The organism is Denitromonas halophila (assembly GCF_007625155.1).
GTDB lineage: Bacteria > Pseudomonadota > Gammaproteobacteria > Burkholderiales > Rhodocyclaceae > Nitrogeniibacter > Nitrogeniibacter halophilus.
On sequence record NZ_VMNK01000021.1, the window covers coordinates 1 to 21,198 of the forward strand.

Annotated in this window: 21 protein-coding genes; 6 read left to right on the plus strand and 15 right to left on the minus strand. The window is 62.6% G+C overall.

What is annotated here, in order from left to right; genetic code table 11:
• Positions 1 to 371: 371 nt before the first annotated feature.
• From FHP91_RS19780 to FHP91_RS19805, 6 genes are all read right to left on the minus strand, one after another.
• A complete protein-coding gene (locus tag FHP91_RS19780) occupies positions 372 to 1,556 on the minus strand; it encodes a phosphoglycerate kinase (RefSeq protein ID WP_144311231.1) in 1,185 nt (394 codons plus the stop codon).
• Positions 1,553 to 2,620: a type I glyceraldehyde-3-phosphate dehydrogenase gene (locus FHP91_RS19785; RefSeq protein ID WP_144311232.1), complete on the minus strand. Its 1,068-nt coding sequence runs from the start codon at positions 2,618 to 2,620 to the stop codon at positions 1,553 to 1,555. Before FHP91_RS19785 ends, FHP91_RS19780 begins: the two co-directional genes overlap by 4 nt.
• 64 nt (positions 2,621 to 2,684) lie before the next feature.
• Positions 2,685 to 3,701 carry a type I glyceraldehyde-3-phosphate dehydrogenase gene (gap, locus tag FHP91_RS19790; RefSeq protein WP_144311233.1) on the minus strand — a complete coding sequence of 339 codons (1,017 nt, stop codon included), beginning with the start codon at positions 3,699 to 3,701 and terminating at the stop codon, positions 2,685 to 2,687.
• Positions 3,702 to 3,752: 51 nt separating this feature from the next.
• Complete coding sequence (tkt, locus tag FHP91_RS19795) at positions 3,753 to 5,783, minus strand: transketolase (RefSeq protein ID WP_144311234.1); 2,031 nt, start codon at positions 5,781 to 5,783, stop codon at positions 3,753 to 3,755.
• 153 nt (positions 5,784 to 5,936) lie between these two features.
• A complete protein-coding gene (locus tag FHP91_RS19800) occupies positions 5,937 to 6,812 on the minus strand; it encodes a phosphoribulokinase (protein ID WP_144178988.1) in 876 nt (291 codons plus the stop codon).
• Positions 6,813 to 6,842: 30 nt separating this feature from the next.
• On the minus strand, positions 6,843 to 7,652 hold the full coding sequence (locus tag FHP91_RS19805) for an inositol monophosphatase family protein (protein WP_144311235.1): 810 nt from the start codon (positions 7,650 to 7,652) through the stop codon (positions 6,843 to 6,845).
• Between the two features lie 178 nt (positions 7,653 to 7,830).
• On the opposite strand from FHP91_RS19805, the gene FHP91_RS19810 reads away from it, so the two are divergent.
• The 5 genes from FHP91_RS19810 to FHP91_RS19830 all read left to right on the plus strand — a co-directional run bounded on the left by FHP91_RS19810 (position 7,831) and on the right by FHP91_RS19830 (position 13,433).
• On the plus strand, positions 7,831 to 8,550 hold the full coding sequence (locus FHP91_RS19810; RefSeq protein WP_144311236.1) for a 16S rRNA (uracil(1498)-N(3))-methyltransferase: 720 nt from the start codon (positions 7,831 to 7,833) through the stop codon (positions 8,548 to 8,550).
• A gap of 28 nt (positions 8,551 to 8,578) precedes the next feature.
• Positions 8,579 to 10,060, plus strand: a complete 1,482-nt coding sequence (pap, locus tag FHP91_RS19815) for a polyphosphate:AMP phosphotransferase (RefSeq protein WP_144311237.1) — start codon at positions 8,579 to 8,581, stop codon at positions 10,058 to 10,060.
• A gap of 103 nt (positions 10,061 to 10,163) precedes the next feature.
• Positions 10,164 to 11,513 (plus strand): amino-acid N-acetyltransferase, encoded by a 1,350-nt coding sequence (gene argA / locus FHP91_RS19820; protein WP_186300353.1) that lies wholly within the window; start codon positions 10,164 to 10,166, stop codon positions 11,511 to 11,513.
• A 105-nt stretch (positions 11,514 to 11,618) separates the two neighbouring features.
• Positions 11,619 to 13,091 (plus strand): diguanylate cyclase domain-containing protein, encoded by a 1,473-nt coding sequence (locus FHP91_RS19825; RefSeq protein WP_186301649.1) that lies wholly within the window; start codon positions 11,619 to 11,621, stop codon positions 13,089 to 13,091.
• A gap of 69 nt (positions 13,092 to 13,160) precedes the next feature.
• Positions 13,161 to 13,433, plus strand: coding sequence for an oxidative damage protection protein (locus FHP91_RS19830; protein ID WP_144178983.1), 273 nt, complete (start codon positions 13,161 to 13,163; stop codon positions 13,431 to 13,433).
• 64 nt (positions 13,434 to 13,497) lie between these two features.
• Here FHP91_RS19830 and phoU read toward each other — a convergent pair whose 3' ends face one another.
• Both phoU and rpiA read right to left on the minus strand, forming a co-directional pair.
• Positions 13,498 to 14,199 (minus strand): phosphate signaling complex protein PhoU, encoded by a 702-nt coding sequence (phoU, locus tag FHP91_RS19835; protein ID WP_144311239.1) that lies wholly within the window; start codon positions 14,197 to 14,199, stop codon positions 13,498 to 13,500.
• 63 nt (positions 14,200 to 14,262) lie between these two features.
• Positions 14,263 to 14,925 (minus strand): ribose-5-phosphate isomerase RpiA, encoded by a 663-nt coding sequence (gene rpiA, locus FHP91_RS19840; protein WP_144311240.1) that lies wholly within the window; start codon positions 14,923 to 14,925, stop codon positions 14,263 to 14,265.
• Positions 14,926 to 15,071: 146 nt separating this feature from the next.
• Here rpiA and FHP91_RS19845 point away from each other — a divergent pair, with 146 nt between their 5' ends.
• The gene (locus FHP91_RS19845; RefSeq protein WP_186301650.1) at positions 15,072 to 15,482 is read left to right on the plus strand and encodes a YidB family protein; all 411 of its coding nucleotides are present in this window, start codon (positions 15,072 to 15,074) and stop codon (positions 15,480 to 15,482) included.
• Between the two features lie 59 nt (positions 15,483 to 15,541).
• Here the strand turns inward: FHP91_RS19845 and FHP91_RS19850 are convergent, their stop codons facing one another.
• The 7 genes from FHP91_RS19850 to FHP91_RS19880 all read right to left on the minus strand — a co-directional run bounded on the left by FHP91_RS19850 (position 15,542) and on the right by FHP91_RS19880 (position 21,195).
• Positions 15,542 to 16,678, minus strand: a complete 1,137-nt coding sequence (locus FHP91_RS19850) for a mechanosensitive ion channel family protein (RefSeq protein ID WP_144311242.1) — start codon at positions 16,676 to 16,678, stop codon at positions 15,542 to 15,544.
• A gap of 160 nt (positions 16,679 to 16,838) precedes the next feature.
• Positions 16,839 to 17,288 (minus strand): universal stress protein, encoded by a 450-nt coding sequence (locus FHP91_RS19855; RefSeq protein ID WP_144178978.1) that lies wholly within the window; start codon positions 17,286 to 17,288, stop codon positions 16,839 to 16,841.
• 177 nt (positions 17,289 to 17,465) lie between these two features.
• On the minus strand, positions 17,466 to 19,247 hold the full coding sequence (locus tag FHP91_RS19860) for a sodium:solute symporter family protein (protein ID WP_144311243.1): 1,782 nt from the start codon (positions 19,245 to 19,247) through the stop codon (positions 17,466 to 17,468).
• Positions 19,248 to 19,259: 12 nt separating this feature from the next.
• Positions 19,260 to 19,523 (minus strand): DUF4212 domain-containing protein, encoded by a 264-nt coding sequence (locus tag FHP91_RS19865; protein WP_144178976.1) that lies wholly within the window; start codon positions 19,521 to 19,523, stop codon positions 19,260 to 19,262.
• Between the two features lie 227 nt (positions 19,524 to 19,750).
• Complete coding sequence (locus FHP91_RS19870; protein ID WP_144178975.1) at positions 19,751 to 20,047, minus strand: DUF4212 domain-containing protein; 297 nt, start codon at positions 20,045 to 20,047, stop codon at positions 19,751 to 19,753.
• A gap of 66 nt (positions 20,048 to 20,113) precedes the next feature.
• Positions 20,114 to 20,845 carry an LrgB family protein gene (locus FHP91_RS19875; protein ID WP_391527583.1) on the minus strand — a complete coding sequence of 244 codons (732 nt, stop codon included), beginning with the start codon at positions 20,843 to 20,845 and terminating at the stop codon, positions 20,114 to 20,116.
• Positions 20,845 to 21,195, minus strand: coding sequence for a CidA/LrgA family protein (locus tag FHP91_RS19880; RefSeq protein WP_144178973.1), 351 nt, complete (start codon positions 21,193 to 21,195; stop codon positions 20,845 to 20,847). Before FHP91_RS19880 ends, FHP91_RS19875 begins: the two co-directional genes overlap by 1 nt.
• Between the last annotated feature and the right edge of the window lie 3 nt (positions 21,196 to 21,198).

Below are 21,198 nucleotides of genomic sequence, written 5' to 3' on the forward strand. Positions count from 1 at the left end.
ACGGGCGTGCCACCCTCGGCCTGCTTGAGAATGGCGATGATCTGACTGTCTGAAAAACGCGATGTCTTCACGTAGAACTTCCTCCTGCTGCAAGTGGAAAATTCTACTTCTGGCGGCGACTAATTTCCGGGGGGATTACCAGACCACACGGCACGATCGGGCGTATCCCGCCCGCAGCATTCGCCGCCAGGCATCGCCAAAGCTGGCGATGCCTGGCAACCCACAACCGCACCACAAGCAGCTATCCTGCTAACCCCGGGGCCTCTCTCCAATTGAGTGGTATGGCTGAAGGGGGGGCGATTCACTGTTTGGCACGAAAACAAAACAAAGGCGACCTCTCAGCTCGCCTTTGTCATTCAAGTGCCGAAAAATTAGTTGTCGAATCGTTCTTCGAGTGCCGCGATTGCGGGCAGAGTTTTTCCTTCTAGGAATTCAAGGAAGGCGCCGCCGCCTGTGGAGATGTAGCCGATATCTTCGGCGATGTGGAACTTCGCGATGGCGGCGAGGGTGTCACCGCCGCCGGCGATGGAGAAGGCTTCGGAGTGCGCAATCGCCGAGGCCATCATTTTGGTGCCGCCAGCGAATTGAGCGTGTTCGAAGACACCGACCGGGCCGTTCCAGACGATGGTGCCGGCGTGGGCGATGATATCTGCGAGTTTTGCGGCGGTTTTTGGGCCGACGTCAAGGATGCGGTCGTGTGCGCCGACTTCATCCGCGGGGATGCGGTTGGCGCGGGCCAGGGCGGAGACTTCATCGGCGACGACGACGTCCACGGGGAGGGGGACTTCGGCGCCGCGGGCTTTCATCATGTCCATGATGGCTTGCGCCTCCTTGACCAGCTCGGGTTCGGCGAGTGATTCACCGATGCGTTTGCCCGAGGCGAGTAGGAAGGTGTTGGCGATGCCGCCACCAACGATGAGCTGATCGACCTTGTCGGCGAGTGTGCGCAGAATGGTGAGTTTGCTCGATACCTTTGCGCCACCGACGATGGCGACCAGGGGGCGGGCCGGGTTTTCGGTTGCCTTGGATAGCGCGTCGATTTCAGCTCCCATGAGCATACCGGCACAGGCGACCGGTGCAAAGCGGGCGATGCCTTCCGTCGTGGCTTCCGCGCGGTGTGCGGTGCCGAACGCGTCATTGACGTAGATGTCGCACAGCGCGGCCATCTTGCGGGCGAGCGCTTCGTTGTTTTTCTTTTCGCCGATGTTGCCCCGGCAGTTTTCAAGCAAGACAACTTCGCCTGCTTTGACTTCGAATCCGCCGTCGACCCAGTCGTTGATCAAACGGACGGGGCGGTTGATCAGCTGGCCGAGGCGCACGGCGACGGGCGTGAGCGAATCATCGGCGCCGAGCTGACCCTCGGTGGGGCGGCCGAGGTGGGAGGTGACCATCACTGCGGCGCCTTGATCCAGACAGTATTGAATGGACGGAATGGATGCCCGGATACGCGTGTCTTCGGTGATGTTGCCGGCGTCGTCTTGGGGGACATTGAGGTCGGCGCGGATGAAGACGCGCTTGCCGCTGACGTCGAGTTCGTTGAGTTTTTTGACTTTCATTGCGGGGTTTCCAGAAGTGAATCCAAAGAATCCGTGCTCGGCCAGCTCGGGTGCCAATGATGCAGCACGTCGACCATGCGACTGGCGAAGCCCCATTCATTGTCGAACCAGATCAGCAGGCTGAGGAGGTGCTCGCCGCCGACACGTGTCTGGCCACCGTCGATGACGGCGGAGTGCGGGTCGTGGTTGAAATCGATCGAGGCGTGAGCCTGTTCGGTGTAGGCGAGTCGCGCCTGATGTCGGCGATGGGCGGCATCGGCGAGGAGCTGGTTGATCGTCTCGACGCTGCTGACCGGTGTGCGCACGGTCAGCGCCAGTTCGATGGCTGAGACATTAAGTGTCGGCACCCGGATGGCCTTTGCCTGAACGCGTCCGCTGAGGCTGGGCAGCAGGCGCTCGACGCCGCGTGCCAGCCCGGTGGCGACCGGGATGATTGACTGCATGGCGGAGCGGGTGCGGCGCAGATCGGTGTGGTGATAGCCGTCGATAAGGGGCTGGTCGTTCATCACCGAATGGATGGTGGTGAGAATGGCTTGGTTGACGCCGTAGGCCTGATCGATGATGTCGAGCACCGGGACAACGGCGTTGGTTGTACAGGAGGCATTGGAGACGATGCGCTCACGGCCAGTGAGCGTGTCGTGATTGATGCCGAAAACGATGGTGGCGTCGACATCCTCGGCGCTGTTGGCGGGGTGCGAGAGGAGGATGCGTGGGCAGCCAGCGTCAATGAAGCGTTGCAGTTCTGCGCGCGTGCCGTAGTGACCGGAGCATTCGATCACCAGGTCGATGTTTAGGCCCGCCCAATTCACAGCTTCGGGGGTCGTCTCATGCGTGACGGCGATGCGCTGGCCGTCGACCACTAGCGTGTTCGCCTCCGTCTCCACCACGCCGGGGAAGCGCCCGTGAGTCGAGTCGAAGCGGGTAAGGTACTCGATGCTCGCCAGGTCGGCCGGTTCGTTGATGGCGACGACGCGATAGGCGTCGCGGTAGGCTGACTCGTGCAGCGCGCGCAGCAAACATCGGCCGATACGTCCGTATCCGTTGATGGCCAGGCGAAGTGTCATGTGCGGTTCCGGCGGGCGTGAACGAAAACGGGGACGCTTTGGGCGCCCCCGTGCTCGGGTCAGGTTACTTGGCCTGCGCGAAGACGCGCGCGGCGTCCAGCATGCGGCAGGAATAGCCCCACTCGTTGTCGTACCAGGCTAGCACTTTGACCAGCGTGCCATCAATCACGCGGGTCTGGGTGGCGTCGAAAGTGGACGACACGGTGGTGTGGTTGAAGTCACTGGACACCAACGGCTCGTTGTTCACCGCCAGGATGCCCTTGAGCGGGCCGTTGGCCGCGGCAGTCATCAACTCGTTGATTTCTTCCTTGGTGGTCTGACGCTCGGCGGTGAAGGTGAGGTCGACCAGCGAGACGTTGATAGTCGGCACGCGCAGGGCGAAGCCGTCGACCTTGCCCTTGAGCTGCGGCAGCACCAGGCCAACCGCTTTAGCGGCGCCGGTCTTGGTCGGGATAATGTTGGCGGCAGCGGCGCGGGCACGGCGCAGGTCTTTGTGGCGGACGTCCACGGTCACCTGGTCATTGGTGTAGGCGTGGATGGTGGTCATCAGGCCTTGCTTGATGCCGATGCTGTCGGACAGCACCTTGGCGACTGGCGCGAGGCAGTTGGTGGTGCACGAGGCGTTGGAGACGACGGTCATGCCTTCGCCCAGCACTTCTTCGTTTACGCCCATGACGATGGTCGCGTCGACGTCGTCACCGCCCGGCGCCGAGATCAGCACGCGCTTGGCGCCCATGTCGAGCAGCTGCTGAGCCTTGGCTTTACTGGTGTAGGCGCCGGTGCATTCGAGCAGCACGTCAACACCGTGGCTGCCCCAGTTCACGCCCTTCGGATCTTTGGTGGAGTAGAAGGGGATCTTCTTGCCGTCGATGACGATCGTGTCTTCGCCTTCGGTTTCAACCGAGGTGGCGAAGCGGCCGTGCGTCGTGTCGTACTTGAGCAGGTGCGCATTGGTGGCCAGGTCGCCCGAGGCGTTGATGGCGACGAGTTCGAACTCTTCTTGCAGCCCTTGTTCGTAGATGGCGCGCAGAGTGCAGCGACCGATGCGGCCGAAGCCGTTGATGGCAACTTTGATCGTCATGGATAGCGTCCTTCTTTCTCTAGTATGAATCCGGTAAGTGTTTTTGTTGGCTCAGCCGACTTGGGCCCGCACTGCGTCGACGACCGCTTCGGCGGTAATGCCGAAGAGCTTGAACAGCTCGCCCGCCGGGGCCGATTCGCCAAAGCTGTCGATACCGATGACCGCGCCTTCGAGGCCGACATACTTGCGCCAGAAGTCGGTTACGCCGGCTTCGACCGCGACGCGCGGGATGCCGGCGGGCAGTACGGCGGTTTTGTAAGCGGCATCCTGACGGTCGAACACATTGGTGCAGGGCATGGAGACCACGCGCACGAAAGTGCCGATGTCGGCGAGCGTTTTTTGCGCAGCCATGGCCAGCGCGATTTCCGAGCCCGTCGCGATGATAACCGCATGCGGGGCGTCGCCGCGTGACGCATTGCCGGCTTCGGACAAGACATAGCCACCATGGTGAATCGCGGTGGTCTGCTCGACGCTGCGCGCCTGGAAAGGCAGGTTCTGACGTGAGAAGCACAGGGTCGACGGGCCGTCGGCGCGCTCGATGGCGTGCGCCCAGGCGACGGCCGACTCGGTGGTGTCGCAAGGGCGCCAGACATCCATGTTGGGGATGTAGCGAAGCGTGGCGGTCTGTTCGACGGGCTGGTGCGTCGGGCCGTCTTCACCGAGGCCGATGGAGTCGTGGGTGAACACGAAGATCTGGCGCAGTTTCATGAGTGCAGCCATGCGCAGTGCGTTGCGCGCGTACTCGCTGAACATCAGGAAGGTGGCGGTGTAAGGGATCAGCCCGCCGTGCAGGCTGGCGCCGTTGGCGATCGCCGCCATGCCGAATTCGCGCACGCCGTAGTACACATAGTTGCCACCGGTGTCACGGCTCACGCCCTTGGCGCCGGACCACAGCGTGAGGTTGGAGCCGGCGAGATCGGCTGAGCCGCCGAGCAGCTCGGGCAGCTTCGGGGCAAAGGCTTCGATGGCGTTCTGGCTGGCCTTGCGGGTGGCGATGGTTTCGCCTTTTTCGGCAATTTTGGCCAGCACGGCGTCGACATGGGCGGGCCAGTCGGTTGGCAGCGTGCCGCTCATGCGGCGTTCGAATTCGGCGGCTAGCGCGGGGTGGGCGCTGCGGTAGGCCGTGAAGCGGTTGTTCCACTCGGTTTCGGCGGCGGCGCCGGCTTCGCGTGCATTCCAGGCGGCGTAGACGTTGTCGGGTACCTCAAACGGCGGGTGATTCCAGCCGATGTATTCACGCGCAGCAGCGATTTCGGCATCGCCCAGCGGGGCGCCGTGCACATCGTGACCGCCTTGCTTGTTGGGAGCGCCGGCGCCGATTACGGTCTTGCAGCAGATCAGGGTCGGTTGGGTGGTGTTGGCTTTGGCCTGTTCGATGGCGGCCTGGATGGCGGCGCTGTCATGGCCTTGCACGTCGCGGATCACCTGCCAGCCATAGGCTTCAAAGCGCTTGGGGGTGTCGTCGGTGAACCAGCCATCGACATGGCCGTCGATGGAGATGTTGTTGTCGTCGTAGAAGGCGGTCAGCTTGCCCAGCCCCCAGGTGCCGGCGAGCGAACAGGCTTCGTGCGAGATGCCTTCCATCAGGCAGCCGTCGCCAAGGAAGACCCAGGTGCGGTGATCGACGATGTTGTGACCGGGCTGGTTGAATTCATCGGCCAGCACTTTTTCTGCCAGCGCCATGCCGACCGCGTTGGTGATGCCTTGGCCGAGCGGGCCGGTGGTGGTTTCGATGCCCGGCGCGTAGCCGTACTCGGGGTGGCCCGGCGTCTTGCTGTGCAGTTGGCGGAAGTTCTTCAGATCGTCGATCGACAGATCGTAGCCGGTCAGGTGTAGCAGGGCATAGATCAGCATTGAGCCGTGGCCGTTGGACAGCACGAAGCGGTCGCGGTCGGCCCACTTGGGGTTGGCCGGGTTGTGCTTGAGATTGTGACGCCACAGCACTTCGGCGATCTCGGCCATGCCCATGGGCGCACCGGGGTGACCCGACTTGGCTTTCTGGACGGCATCCATGGCCAGTGCGCGAATCGCGCCGGTGATCGGGTTGAACTGGGGCAGTGTGACGTTGCGCTCAGACGACATCGCTCTCTCGCGGCTCATGGGCCAGATGGGGGAAAGGCGGAATTATCGTCGAAATGGACGCGCTTGGGTACCCGCTTGTGCGTCGCAGCAGCCCGGTGGGCAGTATGTTATTGGCCGGATTATTTTCATGGAATCATTGTCTTGCCATGAAAATCAGACCCACTGACGGCGACGCTCCATGAGTTTCCAGATCAGGGGCGTGAGGACGAGTTGCATGGCCAGGTCCAGCCGGCCGCCCGGCACGACGATGGTGTTGGCGCGTGACATGAACGAGCCGCTGATCATGTTGAGCAGGTAGGGGAAGTCTACGCCACGGGGGTCTTTGAAGCGCACGACGACCATGGATTCTTCGAGCGTCGGGATGTCGCGCGACGAGAAGGGGTTGGAGGTGTCGACCACTGGCACACGCTGGAAATTGATATGGGTGTGCGAGAACTGCGGGACGATGTAATGCACATAGTCGTGCATGCGTCGCAGGATGGTGTCCTGAACCGCGTCTTTCGAATAGCCGCGCAAGCGGGTATCGCGATGCAGTTTCTGAATCCATTCCAGGTTGATGGTCGGCACCACGCCGATCAGCAAATCGACATGGCGCGCGATGTTGACGTCTTCGGTCACCATCGCACCGTGCAGGCCTTCGTAGAAGAGGCAGTCGGTGCCCACCGGCAGGTCTTCCCATTCGGTGAAGGTGCCCATCGGCAGGTTCCAGCGCAGCGATTGCGCCTCGTTGTGTACATAGTGGCGACGCCGGCCGGTGGCCGAATCGCCATAGGCGCGGAAGATCTGCTCCAGGTCGGTGATCAGGTTGGCCTCGGGACCGAAATGGCTGATGCCGCGCTCGCCGCGGGCTTCGGCTTCGTCGATGAGGCGTTTCATTTCGTCGCGCGGATAGCGATGAAAACTGTCGCCCTCGATCACCGCGGCGTTCACGTTCTCGCGATGAAAGATCGCCTCGAATGTGTGTTTGACCGTGGTTGTGCCCGCGCCCGACGAGCCGGTGACGGCAATGATCGGATGCTTCATCGACATGAAATGACTCCGGAGAAAAACCGACGAAAATCAGGAATGACTGGACACCCAAGTGCGCCACTGCTGGAACAGGCCGGGACTCGCCGCGGCGATGACGCCGCGCTTGACCGCCGGGCCGGCCATCAGGTCGCCGCCGTCGAGGGCCGCGCTTTCGCCGCCCGCCTCTTGCAGAATCAGGCGGCCGGCGGCGTAGTCCCACAACATCTGGCCGCCGTGAATGTAAACGTCGAGTCGGCCCGCTGCCACAAAACACCATTCCAGCGCGCTGGAGCCGAAGTTGCGCTGCGAATAATAAGGCGGACGCACGGCCAGTTCATCGGCCAGATGGTGGCTGACCCGCTTGAAATCCACGCCGGCAACGGCTTCGCTCAGGCGTTCGGCCGGTTGGCGCAGGGGCAGCTCCGTGCCGTTCAGATAGGCGCCGGCACCAGCGGCGGCGTAGAAGCACTCGTCGGTCACCGGGTTGTACACCACGCCGAAGCGCGGTTCGTGGTCCATCAGATAGGCGATGGACACCGCGAAAAAAGGCACGCCGTTGGCGAAATTGGTGGTGCCGTCGATGGGGTCGATACACCACAGGCCGCGCTTGCCTTCCGCCCACAGACGGGCTTGCTGCTCGGGGCTCATCTCTTCGCCCAGCACCGGGCCGGGCGCCAGGTCGGGCAAGGCTTTGGAGAACATCCGCTGCGACTCGAGGTCCGCTTCCGTGAATAAGGAGCCGTCGCTTTTTTTCTGGCGTGCTGTATTGAGGTGTCTTGGCAGGATCACGTCGCGGGCGATATCGCGGACGACGGATTCGAGGGCACGGGCGCGGGACAGACGCTTGGCGGCGGTATTCATGCGCAAAATTCCTGCTGTCGGGGCGGTGCGGCGATCTGGCAGCCGGTGCCCCAAGGAGCTGCCGGATGCCGGCGAACCGGGGCGGGCAACTCCGTTGAATTGGAGGCGACAATCGGGTGAGTCGGGCGAAGCGCCGAGCACTGGAATATCCAGGCAAAGCCGACCTTATAATAGCATGATGACTCATCGATTCTTTTGCCCCGGCCCCCTGTCCGCGGGCGCCTCCGTGGTGTTGCCCGATGACGCCGCCCACCATGCAACGCGGGTCTTGCGCCTGCGCGCCGAGACCGCGATCGAGGTGTTCGATGGCGCAGGGCAGGCGCACCCGGCCACCTTGGTGTCCATCACATCGCCGGTGACGGCCGTGCTCGGGCCGGCACTTCCGTTGGAGCCTCCGCCGCGCTGCCGGATTACTCTGGTGCAGGCGCTCGCCAGCGGCGACAAGATGGATTGGGTGGTTCAAAAGGCGGTGGAGCTGGGCGTGGAGGTGATCCAACCCGTGGCGGCCAAGCGGTCGGTGCTGCGGCTGGACGGCGCGCGGGCCGAGAAGCGGCTGGCACATTGGCAGAAAGTGGCCGTGTCGGCGTGCGAACAGTGCGGGCGGAATCGCCTGCCACAGGTGATGCCGATCTTGTCGCTTGAGCGCTGGCTGACTGGCGCGTCCGGCGGCTGGGTGCTGGCGCCGGCGGCGCCGCAGGCCTTGCGTGCGCGCCCGGCACCAGAAAATGCACAGATCACCTTGCTGGTCGGCCCCGAAGGTGGGTGGGACGATACCGAACTGGCCGCCATGGCGATCCGGGGTGTCGAGGCGGTATCGCTTGGGCCGCGCGTGTTGCGCACCGAAACCGCCGGTCTGGCTGCCGTGGCGGCCATCCAGGCGCTGTGGGGTGACTACTGATCAGTCGCCGTAATGGACGGGAGAGGGCATGTTTGAATCCGCAGAGTTGGGCCACCGTATCGACAAGGCCGTGTACGAGGCTGAAGTGCCGTTGTTGCGGGCCGAGTTGCTCGACGCCCAATTCGATTTGCGCGAACTGGCCGAATGCGCCGTGGTGGTGCTGATCAATGGCGTCGATGCCGCCGGCAAGGGCGAAACAGTCAATCTGCTTGGCGAGTGGATGGACCCGCGCCACCTGGTCATCCGCGCCTTTGACCGGCCCAGCGATGAAGCGCGTCAGCGCCCGCCCATGTGGCGCTTCTGGCGCAGCCTGCCGCCCAAGGGGCGCATCGGCATTCTGTTTGGCAACTGGTATCACGAACCGATTCAGCAGCGGACCGATCGTCAGATGATGGCGTCGCGTCTTGACCAGCGTCTGGATGAGATCAACCGCTTTGAAGCCATGTTGGCGCGCGAAGGCGTGTTGCTGATCAAGTTCTGGTTTCATCTGTCGCGTGATCGCCAAAAAGCGCGGCTCAAGAAACTCGCGGCCGACCCGCTGACGCGATGGCGCGTGACCGCCGCGGACTGGCGCAATTACAAGCAGTACAACAAGTTGCGGGATGTGGCCGAGCATGTGCTCCGACACACCGATACCGCCGAGGCGCCGTGGATTGTTGTGGATGGCTTCAACGCGCGATACCGCGCATTGCGCGTCGGGCGAACCTTGCTGGCGGCGATGCGCAAACGCTTGGGCGTGGCGCGCCAGTGGCAGACGCGCTTGAGTGTGGCGCCGATGGCGCCTGCCGATGACGGGCTCACTCTGCTCGATGCCCTGGTGCTCGACCAGCCGATGAGCAAGTCTGACTACGGCCGAGCGCTCGAACGTCTGCAGGGCCGGCTGGCTCTGCTCACCCGCCGGGCGAACTTCAGCCAGCGTGCGCTGGTGCTGGTATTCGAAGGCATGGATGCTGCCGGTAAGGGCGGTGCGATCCGGCGGGTGACGGCGGCGCTCGATGCCCGGCAGTATCAGGTGGTGCCGATCGGCGCACCCACCGAGGAGGAGCGGGCGCAGCCCTACCTGTGGCGCTTCTGGCGACATCTGCCGCGGCGCGGCAAGGCGGTGATCTTCGACCGCTCGTGGTATGGCCGTGTTCTGGTCGAGCGGGTCGAGGGCTTTTGCAGCGAGGCCGACTGGATGCGCGCCTATCAGGAAATCAATGATTTCGAAGACCAGCTGACCGACGCCGGTGCGGTGGTCGTCAAGTTCTGGCTGGCGATCAGCCAGGACGAACAGCTGGCGCGCTTCAACGAGCGCGCCAACGAGCCGCACAAGCGCTTCAAGATTACCGATGAAGACTGGCGCAATCGCGAGCGTTGGCCAGACTACGCGCGCGCGGTGAGCGACATGATCGACCGGACCAGCACCGAGGTGTCGCCCTGGACGCTGATCGAGGCCGACAACAAACGCTTCGCGCGGATCAAAGTGCTCGAAACCATCTGCGATCGGCTGGAGGCCGCGCTGGACTGAGGCGCGTGTCGGTTCGGTCGGCGCAGCATCTGGCCGGGGGATCACGCTAGAATAATCGTATTGGCTGCGACTTGCGGCGCCCGGACCACATGACGGAGTACCCGTGCAGGACACACTCACCGATCTCGATCCCGCTGACGAACTGAGCCAGAATTTTGTGGCCTGGGTGCGCGGTGCCGCCCCGTATATTCATGCCTTTCGCGGCAAGACCTTCGTGATCGGCTTTGGGGGTGAGATTGCCGCCGGTGAGCAGGCGCAGAAGCTCGCTTACGACTGCAATCTGTTGTCGGCGCTGGGCATCCGGCTGGTGCTGGTGCATGGCGCCAGGCCGCAGATTGATGCCGAACTGGCGCGCCGGGGCGTGGAGTCGCGTTTTCACAACAACGTACGCGTCACCGACGCCGATGCGCTCGATGGCGTAAAAGCGGCAATCGCCGTGACACGCCTGGAGCTCGAAGCGCTGCTGTCGCAGGGTTTGCCCAACACGCCAATGGCCGGCAGCTATATTCGCGTGACCGGCGGCAACTTCATCATTGCCCGGCCTGAGGGCGTGGTTGATGGCGTGGATCTGCAATTCACCGGGTCGGTGCGCAAGATTCTGGCCGAAGAGATTGCGGCTGATCTTGACCAGCAAAACGTGGTGCTCATCTCGCCTCTGGGCGTGTCGCCGTCGGGGGAGATCTTCAACCTCACGGTCGAAAACGTCGCCGAGGAGGTGGCAGTCGCCTTGTCGGCCGAAAAGCTGCTGTATTTGTGCGATGCGCCGGGGCTGCTTGATGTCGATGGTCAGCTGATCGATTCCATCACCGCCGACGCGGCAGAGCGCATGCTTCAGGCGGGCCAGGGGCTGACGGAGGACCTCGACTTGTACCTGCCGTGTGCGATTCGCGCCGTGCGCAAGGGCGTCAACCGGGTTCACTTGATCGATCGGGATCGTGATGGCGCCTTGTTGCTTGAATTTTTTACGCACCAGGGTGTGGGCACTGTGGTATCGCGCGACGTGCTGTTCCGCTTGCGCGAGGCGTCGGTCGACGATGTCGGCGCACTGGTCAGCCTGCTCGCCCCGCTCGAAGCCGATGGCACGCTCGTGCGTCGTGGGCGGGAGCTGCTGGAGCAGGAAATCACCCGGTTTTCGGTGGTCGAACACGATGGCATGTTGGTCGGCTGCGCGGCGCTGTATCCTTTTAGTGAGGAGCGCGCTGCAGAGCTGGCCTGCCTGGCCGTGATGCCGGAATACCGGGAAGCCGGCTTGGGTGAGATGCTGCTGCGGCGTATGGAGCGGCGTGCGCGCGAGCAGTCGCTCGAAGCCTTGTTTGTACTCACCACGCGTACCGCGCACTGGTTTCGCGAGCGTGGGTTTGTTGAAGTCGGGCCGGAGCGCTTGCCGTCGCAAAAGCGCGATCTGTACAACTTTCAGCGTCGGTCGAAAGTGCTGGTCAAGCGCATCAAGTAAAGACCATAACCAACGACCGCGGACTCCCCATCGGAGGCGGTCATGGCGCGAGGGGCGGGAAAGAAGCACTGGACAATACCGCTATGGCAAGCGCTGCTGGTGGGTTTGGCTGCGTTGCTCGGGGCGGGGTTGGCCAGGGCCGGCGGCGCCGGGGACGCGGCCGAAGCTTTGGCCGCGGCATTGGCCAGTGGCGCGACGGCATTGCTGTTTCTTGGACCGGCCTATCGGCGGGGCGTGGCGGCGAAGCGCCTGAAGCTGATTGCCGAAACCGGCGCAGGGGCCGAAATGGCGTTTTCGGCCGACGGCCGCCTGATGTGGGTCAGCCCTGCCATCGCGACGCTCTCTGGCTATTCGGCCGATGAGTGCGTTGCGGCGCCGGATCTCATCAATTTGCTGGTCGATGAACTGGATCGAGGCTATGCGCGCGAGCAATGTGCGCGCGCCATGGCCGGAGAGACCGGTCAGAGTGAAATGCGCTTGCGACACCGGCAAGGTGCGGCGGTCTGGGTCACGTGTTTCTGGCGCCCGGTGCGCGATGATGGCGGCCAGCTCCAGATGATCCGGATGTCCATTGTGAGCGATCAGGCGCGCAAGACGACGGAGCTCCAGCTGCTCGAGACGGTCGCCGCTCTGCGTCGGGCGCAGGGCTTGAGTGAGCACTATTTGTCTCGTAATCGTGATGAGCGTCAGCGTCTCCAGGCGCTGCTGGATGTCATTGAGCTCGGCATTCTGTTTGTCGATGCCGACCGTCGGGTCCGTTATGCCAACCCGGCCTTGCTGCGGATCTGGGGTTTCGGCGGGACGGGCGAAGGTCTTCTCGGCGTGCGAGATGCGCGTTTGTTGGCCGAAGCGATGGCGCAGCTGGAGGCGGCGGAGGACTATCGTATTCACGTGGATGTGGTCCAGAAGCAGCGCGGCCGGTCGGAACCCTATGAGTTGCGCTTGATCAATGGTCGCCGGCTTCAGGAGGTGTCCGCCATGGTCACCGCCGAGGGGACGACACGCTCGCTGGGGCGCTTGTGGGTTTTCGAGGATGTGACGGAACAGCGCCGCGCGTCGGAGGATTTGTTACGTCTCGCTGAGCGTGATCCGCTGACCAATCTCTACAATCGCCGACGTTTTCATGATGCGCTGGAGTCGGGCCTGGCGGGCGCTCAGCGTGGACAGACGCAGATCGGCTTGATGATGTTCGATCTCGATGGTTTCAAGCCGATCAACGACTCGCTCGGGCATCAGACCGGCGACGAAGTGCTGGTGGCTGTGGCGACATCGATTCGCCGCGTTGTGCGTCGTAATGAGCAACTGTTTCGCGTCGGCGGCGATGAATTTGCGATCTTGATTGCTGAAGCGAACGAACTGGCGTTGCAGGAATTGGCGCAACGGGTGGTGACTGAGGTGGCGGGCATCAAGATCGCCGGCGCGTCCATTAGCGCGAGTGTCGGTTACGCCTGCTACCCCGATGACGCGCCGTCGGTGGATGCGCTCGTGGCGGCGGCCGACTCGGCCATGTACCGCGCGAAATCGGCGGGTAAGAACTGCTGGCAAACCTGCGCGGCGCGTGGGCGTCATCGGTCCTGACGGGCGGCAGCGTCTTTTCCGTTAAAATGCGGCCTTGATGATCCATCGATTTCGACACAGGTGAAGACAATGGCAAGAATGGTTCAGTGCGTGAAACTCGGTCGTGAGGCGGAAGGGCTGGATCGCCCCCCGGTGCCCGGCGAAATGGGCAAGCGGGTGTTTGAGAATGTCTCCAAGGAGGCTTGGGGCCAGTGGGTCAAACACCAGACCATGCTGATCAATGAAAACCGCTTGAACCTGATGGATGTTCGCGCGCGAAAGTATCTCGCCGAGCAAATGGAGCGTTATTTCTTTGGTGGTGGTGCGGATGCGATTGGTGGCTATGTGCCGCCGACCGACTGAGGCGCTTCGCGCCAAACAAAAAGGGACGGCGATGCCGTCCCTTTTTTTCGCCCGTTGAGCGGTTTCAGTCGGTGTTTGCAGCGCGCTCGATATTGGCCAGACCGGTGTGACGCACATCCTGACCCTTGACCATGTAGATCACGTACTCGGCCACGTTCTTGGCGTGGTCGCCAATGCGTTCGATGGCTTTGGCCATGAACAGGATGTCGATGCCACGCGAAATCGTGCGTGGGTCTTCCATCACAAAGGTGATCAGCTGACGGATGATGCCCTTGAATTCCGCATCCACCTCGCGATCCTGGCGCACCACTTCAGCGGCGGCGCTCATGTCGAGGCGGGCAAAGGCGTCGAGCGCCTTGCGTAGCATGTCGATCGCCAGGTTGGCAGCGTGGCGCAGCTCGATTCGGGGCACAAAGGCAGAGTCACTCGAATGCAGGCGTTTGCTCATCTTTGCGATTTTTTTGGCTTCATCGCCGATACGTTCCAGATCGGTAATGACCTTGACGACAGACATTACCAAGCGCAGATCGTTGGCCGCCGGCTGGCGTTTGGCGACGATCTGAACGCAGGCATCGTCAAGCTCCAGCTCAAGCAGGTTGATGCGGTGGTCCTGGTCGACGACCTCCTCCAGGGCATCCAGATCGCCCGTGGCGAGCGCTTCGATGGCCTTGGCGATCTGCAACTCGACCATGCCGCCCATCTGGAGCACGCGGGTGCGGATGCTTTCAAGCTCGAATTCAAATTGCTTGGAGGTGTGTTCAGTCATGGGGTCAATCGTGCCGGGAGAGTCGAAGGGGGCAAAATACTTAATCTAGATGACAGTTTGATGTCACACCGCATCAATGCGACGGACGCCGCCGGGTGCCGCAAGCAACAAGGTGTCTGCACCGCGACGCGCAAAGAGCCCATTCGTCACGACGCCGACGATCTGGTTGAGCTCGCTCTCGAACGCGATGGGGTCGGCGAGCTGTAGCCCATGCACGTCGAGGATCAGGTTGCCGTTGTCAGTGATGAAGCCTTCGCGCAGGACCGGGCGGCCGCCGAGCGCAGTCAATGCTCGCGCGACCTGGGCGCGGGCCATGGGGATGATCTCGACCGGCAAGGGGAAGCGGCCCAGCGTCGCGACCTGCTTGGTGGCGTCGCAGATGCAGACAAAGCGAGTGGCCACTGCCGCGACAATCTTTTCGCGCGTCAGTGCGCCACCGCCGCCTTTGATCATGGCCAGTGAGGCATCGATTTCGTCGGCGCCGTCGACATAGACGGGCAGTTCGGTGACGTCATTCAGGTCGAACAGCGTGATGCCGTGCGCGGCCAGGCGCTGGGCGCTGGCCTCAGAACTGGCGACCGCACCCCGGATCCGGTCTTTCATGCGGCCCAGGCCATCGATGAAGAAGTTGGCGGTCGAGCCGGTGCCAACGCCGACAATGCTGCCATGGATCACGAAATCGAGGGCGGCTTCGGCTGCGGCTTGTTTCAGTTCGTCTTGGGTCATGTGTCGCTGGTGTCTAGGCGGTGGAATGGCTGCATTCTACCGAAATGCGCGGCCGTCGATCTTGTGAAACCCTGTCACGTGCCTTGTTGCGCGTGATTCGACAGGCCATGATGTCGCGACACGAACAGATTGAAGGAGAGCGCAACATGGGATTGCTTGATCAACTGGCCGGACAGGTGCTCGGCGGCGGTAGCAGCAGCGTGGAGAATCCGATGGTGGAGATCGTCAAGGCGCTGATCCAGAACAGCGAAGGCGGCTTGCCCGGCTTGTTGTCGCGTCTGCAGTCGGGCGGACTGGGCGGTGAGGTGGCGTCCTGGTTGGGGCAGGGCGAGAATCAGCCGGTCGGTGCGGATGCGCTGAGTCAGGCGATTGGCCCGGATACCTTGGCGCAGGTGGCCAGTCAGTTCGGCATGAGTCAGCCGGAAGCGGCCTCGGGTTTGGCCGGCTCTTTGCCGCAGTTGATCGATATGCTCTCGCCGAATGGGCAGGTCGATGACAATTCGGTGATGCTTCAACAGGGGCTGTCGATGCTGGGCGGGCTGTTTGGCAAGCGCTAGAACACCAGTCGCTGTCAGAAAGGAAAAGCGCGCCGGCCGGCGCGTTTTTTTTGAGTCGCTCAGGCTTTGACCGGTTGTTCCGCGCGCTCCAGCTCTGGCGCGCTGCCGACGCGAACACCATCGGGTAGATGCAGGGTGCGCGTGGGGAATGCGATCTCTGCGCCGTGCCGGTCGATGATGGCCGCCACTTGCAGCAGGACATCCTGCTTGACCTGGTGGAACTCCACCCATTTTGTGGTGTGGGTGAAGGTGTACACGAAGAAATCGACCGACGAGGCATTGAAGGTATTGAAGTGCACGATCATGGTTTGATCGTCAGCAATGTCGGGATGATCGATCAGCATCTGCCGGACGTCATCGGTAATCGCTTGCATCTTGTCGAGGTCGTCATATCGGATGCCGATGGTTTCGTTGATGCGTCGATGGGTCATCCGGGCCGGGTTTTCGACGGAAATCTGGGTGAAGATCGCATTGGGGACGTAGAGCGGCCGCTTGTCGAAGCGGCGGATGCGGGTCAAGCGCCAGCCGATGTCCTCGACGGTGCCTTCGATGTCTTTGTCAGGAGAGCGGATCCAGTCGCCGATCGCGAAGGGGCGGTCGAGATAGATCATCAGCGCGCCAAAGAAGTTGGCCAGCAAGTCTTTGGCAGCAAAGCCGATCGCAATGCCACCGACACCGCCAAACGCGAGTACGCCCGAGATGCTGAAGCCGAGCGACTGAAGGGCGATGAGCGCTGTGGTGATGATGACGGTGATGCGTAGCAGTTTGCCGATGGCGGCCACCGTCGAGAGGTCCGCAGGCTGTCCGAGTGCTTCGCCGCGCGCGATGATGGCGTGCTCGGTGTTGCCGATCAGACGGGTGAGTGCCCACGCGATCAGCGCAATCACCCCGACCTTGCGCATCGGGTCGACCGCATCGAAGATGGGGGCGTCGGTATGCTGGCCGACCATGTCGGCTGCAAAGGCGATGCCGAGCAGCCAGATCAGCATCCGCAGGGGGCGGCCGAGCGCCTCAAGTGCGGCGTCATCCCAGACCAGCGAAGTCTTTCGGGCTGCCGCGATCAGACGCGTGAGGACGCGACTGATCACGAAATTCGCCACGACAACGGCGAGGACGACGAGAAACACTTGAGAGGTCAGGCCGCTCTGCGTGGCATCAAAGCCCAAGGTAGTCAGCCAGTGAGTCAGATGTTCCATGAGTATGCGTGGTGTGTTGTTGCGATGGATGACACATGGAGAGGCCGGCGGTGGGGATGAAAGCGGCCGTCCCGTGCGCTGCGCAATGAAAAACGGGGGTGCTGCCCCCCATGTGGAAGGCGGCACCCCCGGATGATAACAGGCTGTTTGTGAGCGGGCCTTATACGGTGCCGCGGACAACCATCACCGAAATGCTCACTTTCTTGAGCAGTTTTTCAGCCACGCTGCCGAGCAGCAGGCGTTGCACGCCGCGACGCCCGTGTGAGCCGACGATCAGCAGGTCGGCGCCCAATTGGACGACGGCCTGCACGATCTGATCGGAGGTTGAGTGATGCTCGGAAGCGAGCAGTTTGCTTTCCGGCTTGGTGCCGGCGGCGGTCGCCGCGGCGACGGCGCTTTCGAGCACGCTTTGGCCCTCTTTGATCAGGGCTTGCTGAACAGCGTCCCGGCTGGCCAGGGTGACGCGGTTGAAATGCGCAAATAGCGCCTCATCCACGGCATGCACGACGGTCAGGCGGGCGCCGCTGGCGGCTGACAGGGCGGCCGCCTCTTCAATGGCGCGTTGTGAGGTGGGGCTGTCGTCAACGGCAACGATGATGTGCTTGTACATCTGGGGCCTCGAATTCGGTGGGTTTCGGGGAGGGAAGTATTGGTGCTGTGCAGCGTACCACCGAGAAGGCGTATGCCGTTATCGGCGTTTTCCCCAAGTCGCCGGTGTGTTGCGGACTACCCAAAAGAAAACCCCCGCCGAAGCGGGGGTTGTCCGAACACCCAGGGGTGTTTCTACTTAGTGGGTCGCGCCACCTGCACCACGCGGGGTACGGATGGACTCGACCAGATCCTGGATGTGCTGCGGCGGCTCAACGGTCATCTTGGCAACCATGATGGCGACTGCGAAGTTGACGATGGCACCGATCGCACCGAAGGCGTTCGGCTGAATGCCGAGGAACCAGTTGGGGCCCAGGTCACCCAGGAACTCAGTGCCCTTGATGAAGAGGATGCCCTTGTGCTGGAACACATACAGCATGGTGACCGAGATACCCGCGATCATGCCTGCGATCGCACCTTCCTTGTTCATGCGCTTGTAGAAGATACCAAGCATCAGCGCGGGGAAGATGGAGGCGCCAGCCAGACCGAAGGCGATTGCCACGGTACCTGCGGCGAAGCCCGGGGGGTTCAGGCCAAGGTAGCCAGCCACCACGATCGCGCCAGCCATCGAGATACGACCTGCGCGCAGTTCGGATTTCTCCGAAATGCCCTTCATGAACACGCCCTTGAGCAGGTCATGAGAGATGGCGGAGGAGATGGCCAGCAGCAGACCAGCAGCCGTCGAGAGCGCAGCGGCCAGACCACCGGCTGCGACCAGGGCGATCACCCAGTGCGGCAGCTTGGCGATTTCCGGGTTGGCCAGCACGATGATGTCGCGGTCGACCTTGACCATCTCGTTGCCTTTCCAGCCGAAGCCTTCGGCTTTCGCGGCCATTTCCGGGTTCTTGTCGTTGTAGTACTGGATGCGACCGTCGCCGTTCTTGTCTTCGAACTGCAGCAGACCGGTCTTTTCCCAGTTCTTGAACCACTGCGGACGCTCTTCGTACGACAGGTTGCCTTCCGGCGAACCGATTTCACCCGTCTGGATGGTGGCATGCAGGTTCAGGCGAGCCATGGCACCAACCGCCGGAGCCGTGGTGTAGAGGATCGCGATGAACACCAGCGCCCAACCCGCGGACGAACGTGCGTCGGACACCTTCGGCACCGTGAAGAAGCGAACGATCACGTGGGGCAGGCCCGCGGTACCGATCATCAGCGACAGGGTGTAGACGAACATGTCGAGACGGCCGGCAATGGTCTGGGTGGTGTATTCCTTGAAGCCCAGTTCCGTCACCACGAGGTTCAGCTTGGCCAGCAGTGTCATGCCGGAGCCGTCTGCCATCGTTGAGCCGAGGCCCAGCTGCGGCAGCGGGTTGCCGGTGAGGTTCATGGAGATGAACATTGCCGGGATGGTGTAGGCGAAGATCAGAACCACGTACTGTGCGATCTGCGTGTAGGTGATGCCTTTCATGCCGCCCAGGGTGGCATAGAAGAACACCAGCGCCATGCCGATGTACAGGCCGGTGTCGTAATCCACTTCCAGGAAGCGCGAGAACGCCACGCCAACGCCTTTCATCTGACCGATCACGTAAGTGATGGAAGCCAGGATCAGGCAGACGACGGCAACGATGCGGGCCGTGTTGGAGTAGAAGCGATCACCGATGAATTCCGGCACGGTAAATTTGCCGAATTTCCGGAGGTACGGCGCCAGCAGCATGGCCAGCAACACGTAGCCGCCCGTCCAGCCCATCAGGAACAGCGAAGCGCCGTAGCCGTTGTAGGCGATCAGACCGGCCATGGAGATGAAGGAGGCTGCCGACATCCAGTCAGCGCCAGTGGCCATGCCGTTGGCGATGGGGTGAATGCCGCCGCCGGCGACATAGAATTCGCCGGTGCTACCAGCGCGTGCCCAGAAGGCGATACCGAGGTACAGGGCAAAGGTTGCCCCGACGACGATATAGGTCAGTGTTTTCAGATCCATTCGTCAGTCTCCTCAGTCTTCGTGAACGTCGTGTTCGCGGTCGATCTGACCCATCCGGTGGGCGTAATAGAAAATCAGCGCCACAAAGATGTAGATCGAACCCTGCTGTGCGAACCAGAAACCGAGCGGGTAACCGCCCAGCATGATGCTGTCAAGCATCGGCTGCAGGATGATGCCGAACCCGAAGGACACGACAAACCAGATAATGAGCACGGTGGTCAGCAGGCCGAGCGTGGCGCGCCAGTATGCGTCGCCTGACCCTTGTGGCTTCTCCATCGCCTATCTCCTCTCAAATATTATTGAATGCCATTTCCGGACGGCGTCCGATGGCGGTAGCCAGAGTGTTTCCTGGCGCCCTCCACCAGCACACCGGGTCAGTGAGTGGACAAACCACGCGCTGCCGGAAAGTGACGGGCAGATGGAGTATCGAGAGGAAAGCTTACAGAAACCTTAATGCGCTTTATCGAGGCATTAATTTGACCGCGGGTGTCGGCCGTGGCGGCTTACTCGCCGGATGACGGGAAGCGGGTGCGCGGCTCGCCGGGTGCGGATTCACGCACCCAGTCGCGGTCGAGCCGGTTCATGTAGCTGACGTAGATGCCAATGATGATCAGGTAGATCAGCAAGGAACCTTGGGCGAAGAGATAGAAGCCAAAGGGAAAGTTGAACAAGGTGAAGCGGTTGAGCTCATCGGCGAAGTAGCCGGCGACGAAGGTGCTTATGAACCAGACGCACAGCAGCGCGACGGTCAGTCGGGTGTTGCGTTGCCAGTAAGCGCGTTGCGCGGGTTTGGGTTGCATCGGTCGCCTCCGGACCGAGTATCGGTCAGATCGCCACGGTGGGCAACGTCTGTGAGCGGCGCCGTGCTACGCGAACCAGCGACTGAGCCAGGGCAGCAGCCAAGGCGTCAGCAGGGCCGTGAGCAGGCCATTGGTGGCCATCGCCAGGGCGGCAAAGGCCCCCGTTTCCGCGCTGATCTGAAAGGCGCGCGCGGTGCCGATGCCGTGGGCGGCCAGCCCCATGGCAAAGCCCTGTACGGCGGGGTCGCGGGTGCCAAGCAGGCGGAACAGGCCTTGCGCCACCATGGCACCGAAAATGCCGGTCATGATGACCAGCGCCGCGGTGAGCGAGGGCAGCCCGCCAAGGGCTTCGGCAACGGCCATGGCGATCGGGGTGGTGACGCTTTTCGGGGCGAGGGAGATCAGCGATGCCTCACTGGCACCGAGCACGGCGCCGGCACCCCACGCGACCACGATGGCGGTTGCCGCGCCGCACAGCAGCGTGATGCCGAGCGGAATGGCCATGGCGCGCAGCCGCTGGAGCTGACCATAGAGTGGAATGGCCAGGGCGACCGTGGCGGGGCCAAGCAGGAAGTGAACAAACTGGGCGCCGTCAAAATAGGTGTCGTAGGGCGTCTCGGTGGCCCAAAGGACGCCAACCAGCACCAGCACGGCGATCAGTACCGGATTGACCAGCGGATGCCCGCCGGTGCGGCGATGGAGTTGCCAGGCGCCGAGGTAGGCGATCAAGGTCAGCGTCAGCCCGAGCAGGGGCGAGGCGGAGAGGTAGACCCACAGACCGCTGAAGTCGTGGCGGATCATGAGCCGCTCCCGCGGCGACGCAGGATGACGGTGAGTACCAGCGCGGAGACTGCCAGTGCGGCCAGCGTGCTGATCACCAGCGCAGCCAGCAAGGCTTGCCATTCGCTGGCGAGGCGGTCGGCATGGAGCATGATGCCGGCGCCGGCGGGGACGAAAAGCAGCGAAAGATGCCCAAGCAGTCCGTTGGCGGTGGCTTGCAGGTTTTTACCCGGCCCGCCGCGCAGAATCAGCGCGACAAACAGCAGCGCCATGCCGAGCACCGGGCCCGGCAAGGGAATGCCCAGGCCACGGGCGATGACTTCGCCAGCGAGTTGAAACACCAGTAGCAAGGTGATGGCGTTGAGCACGGG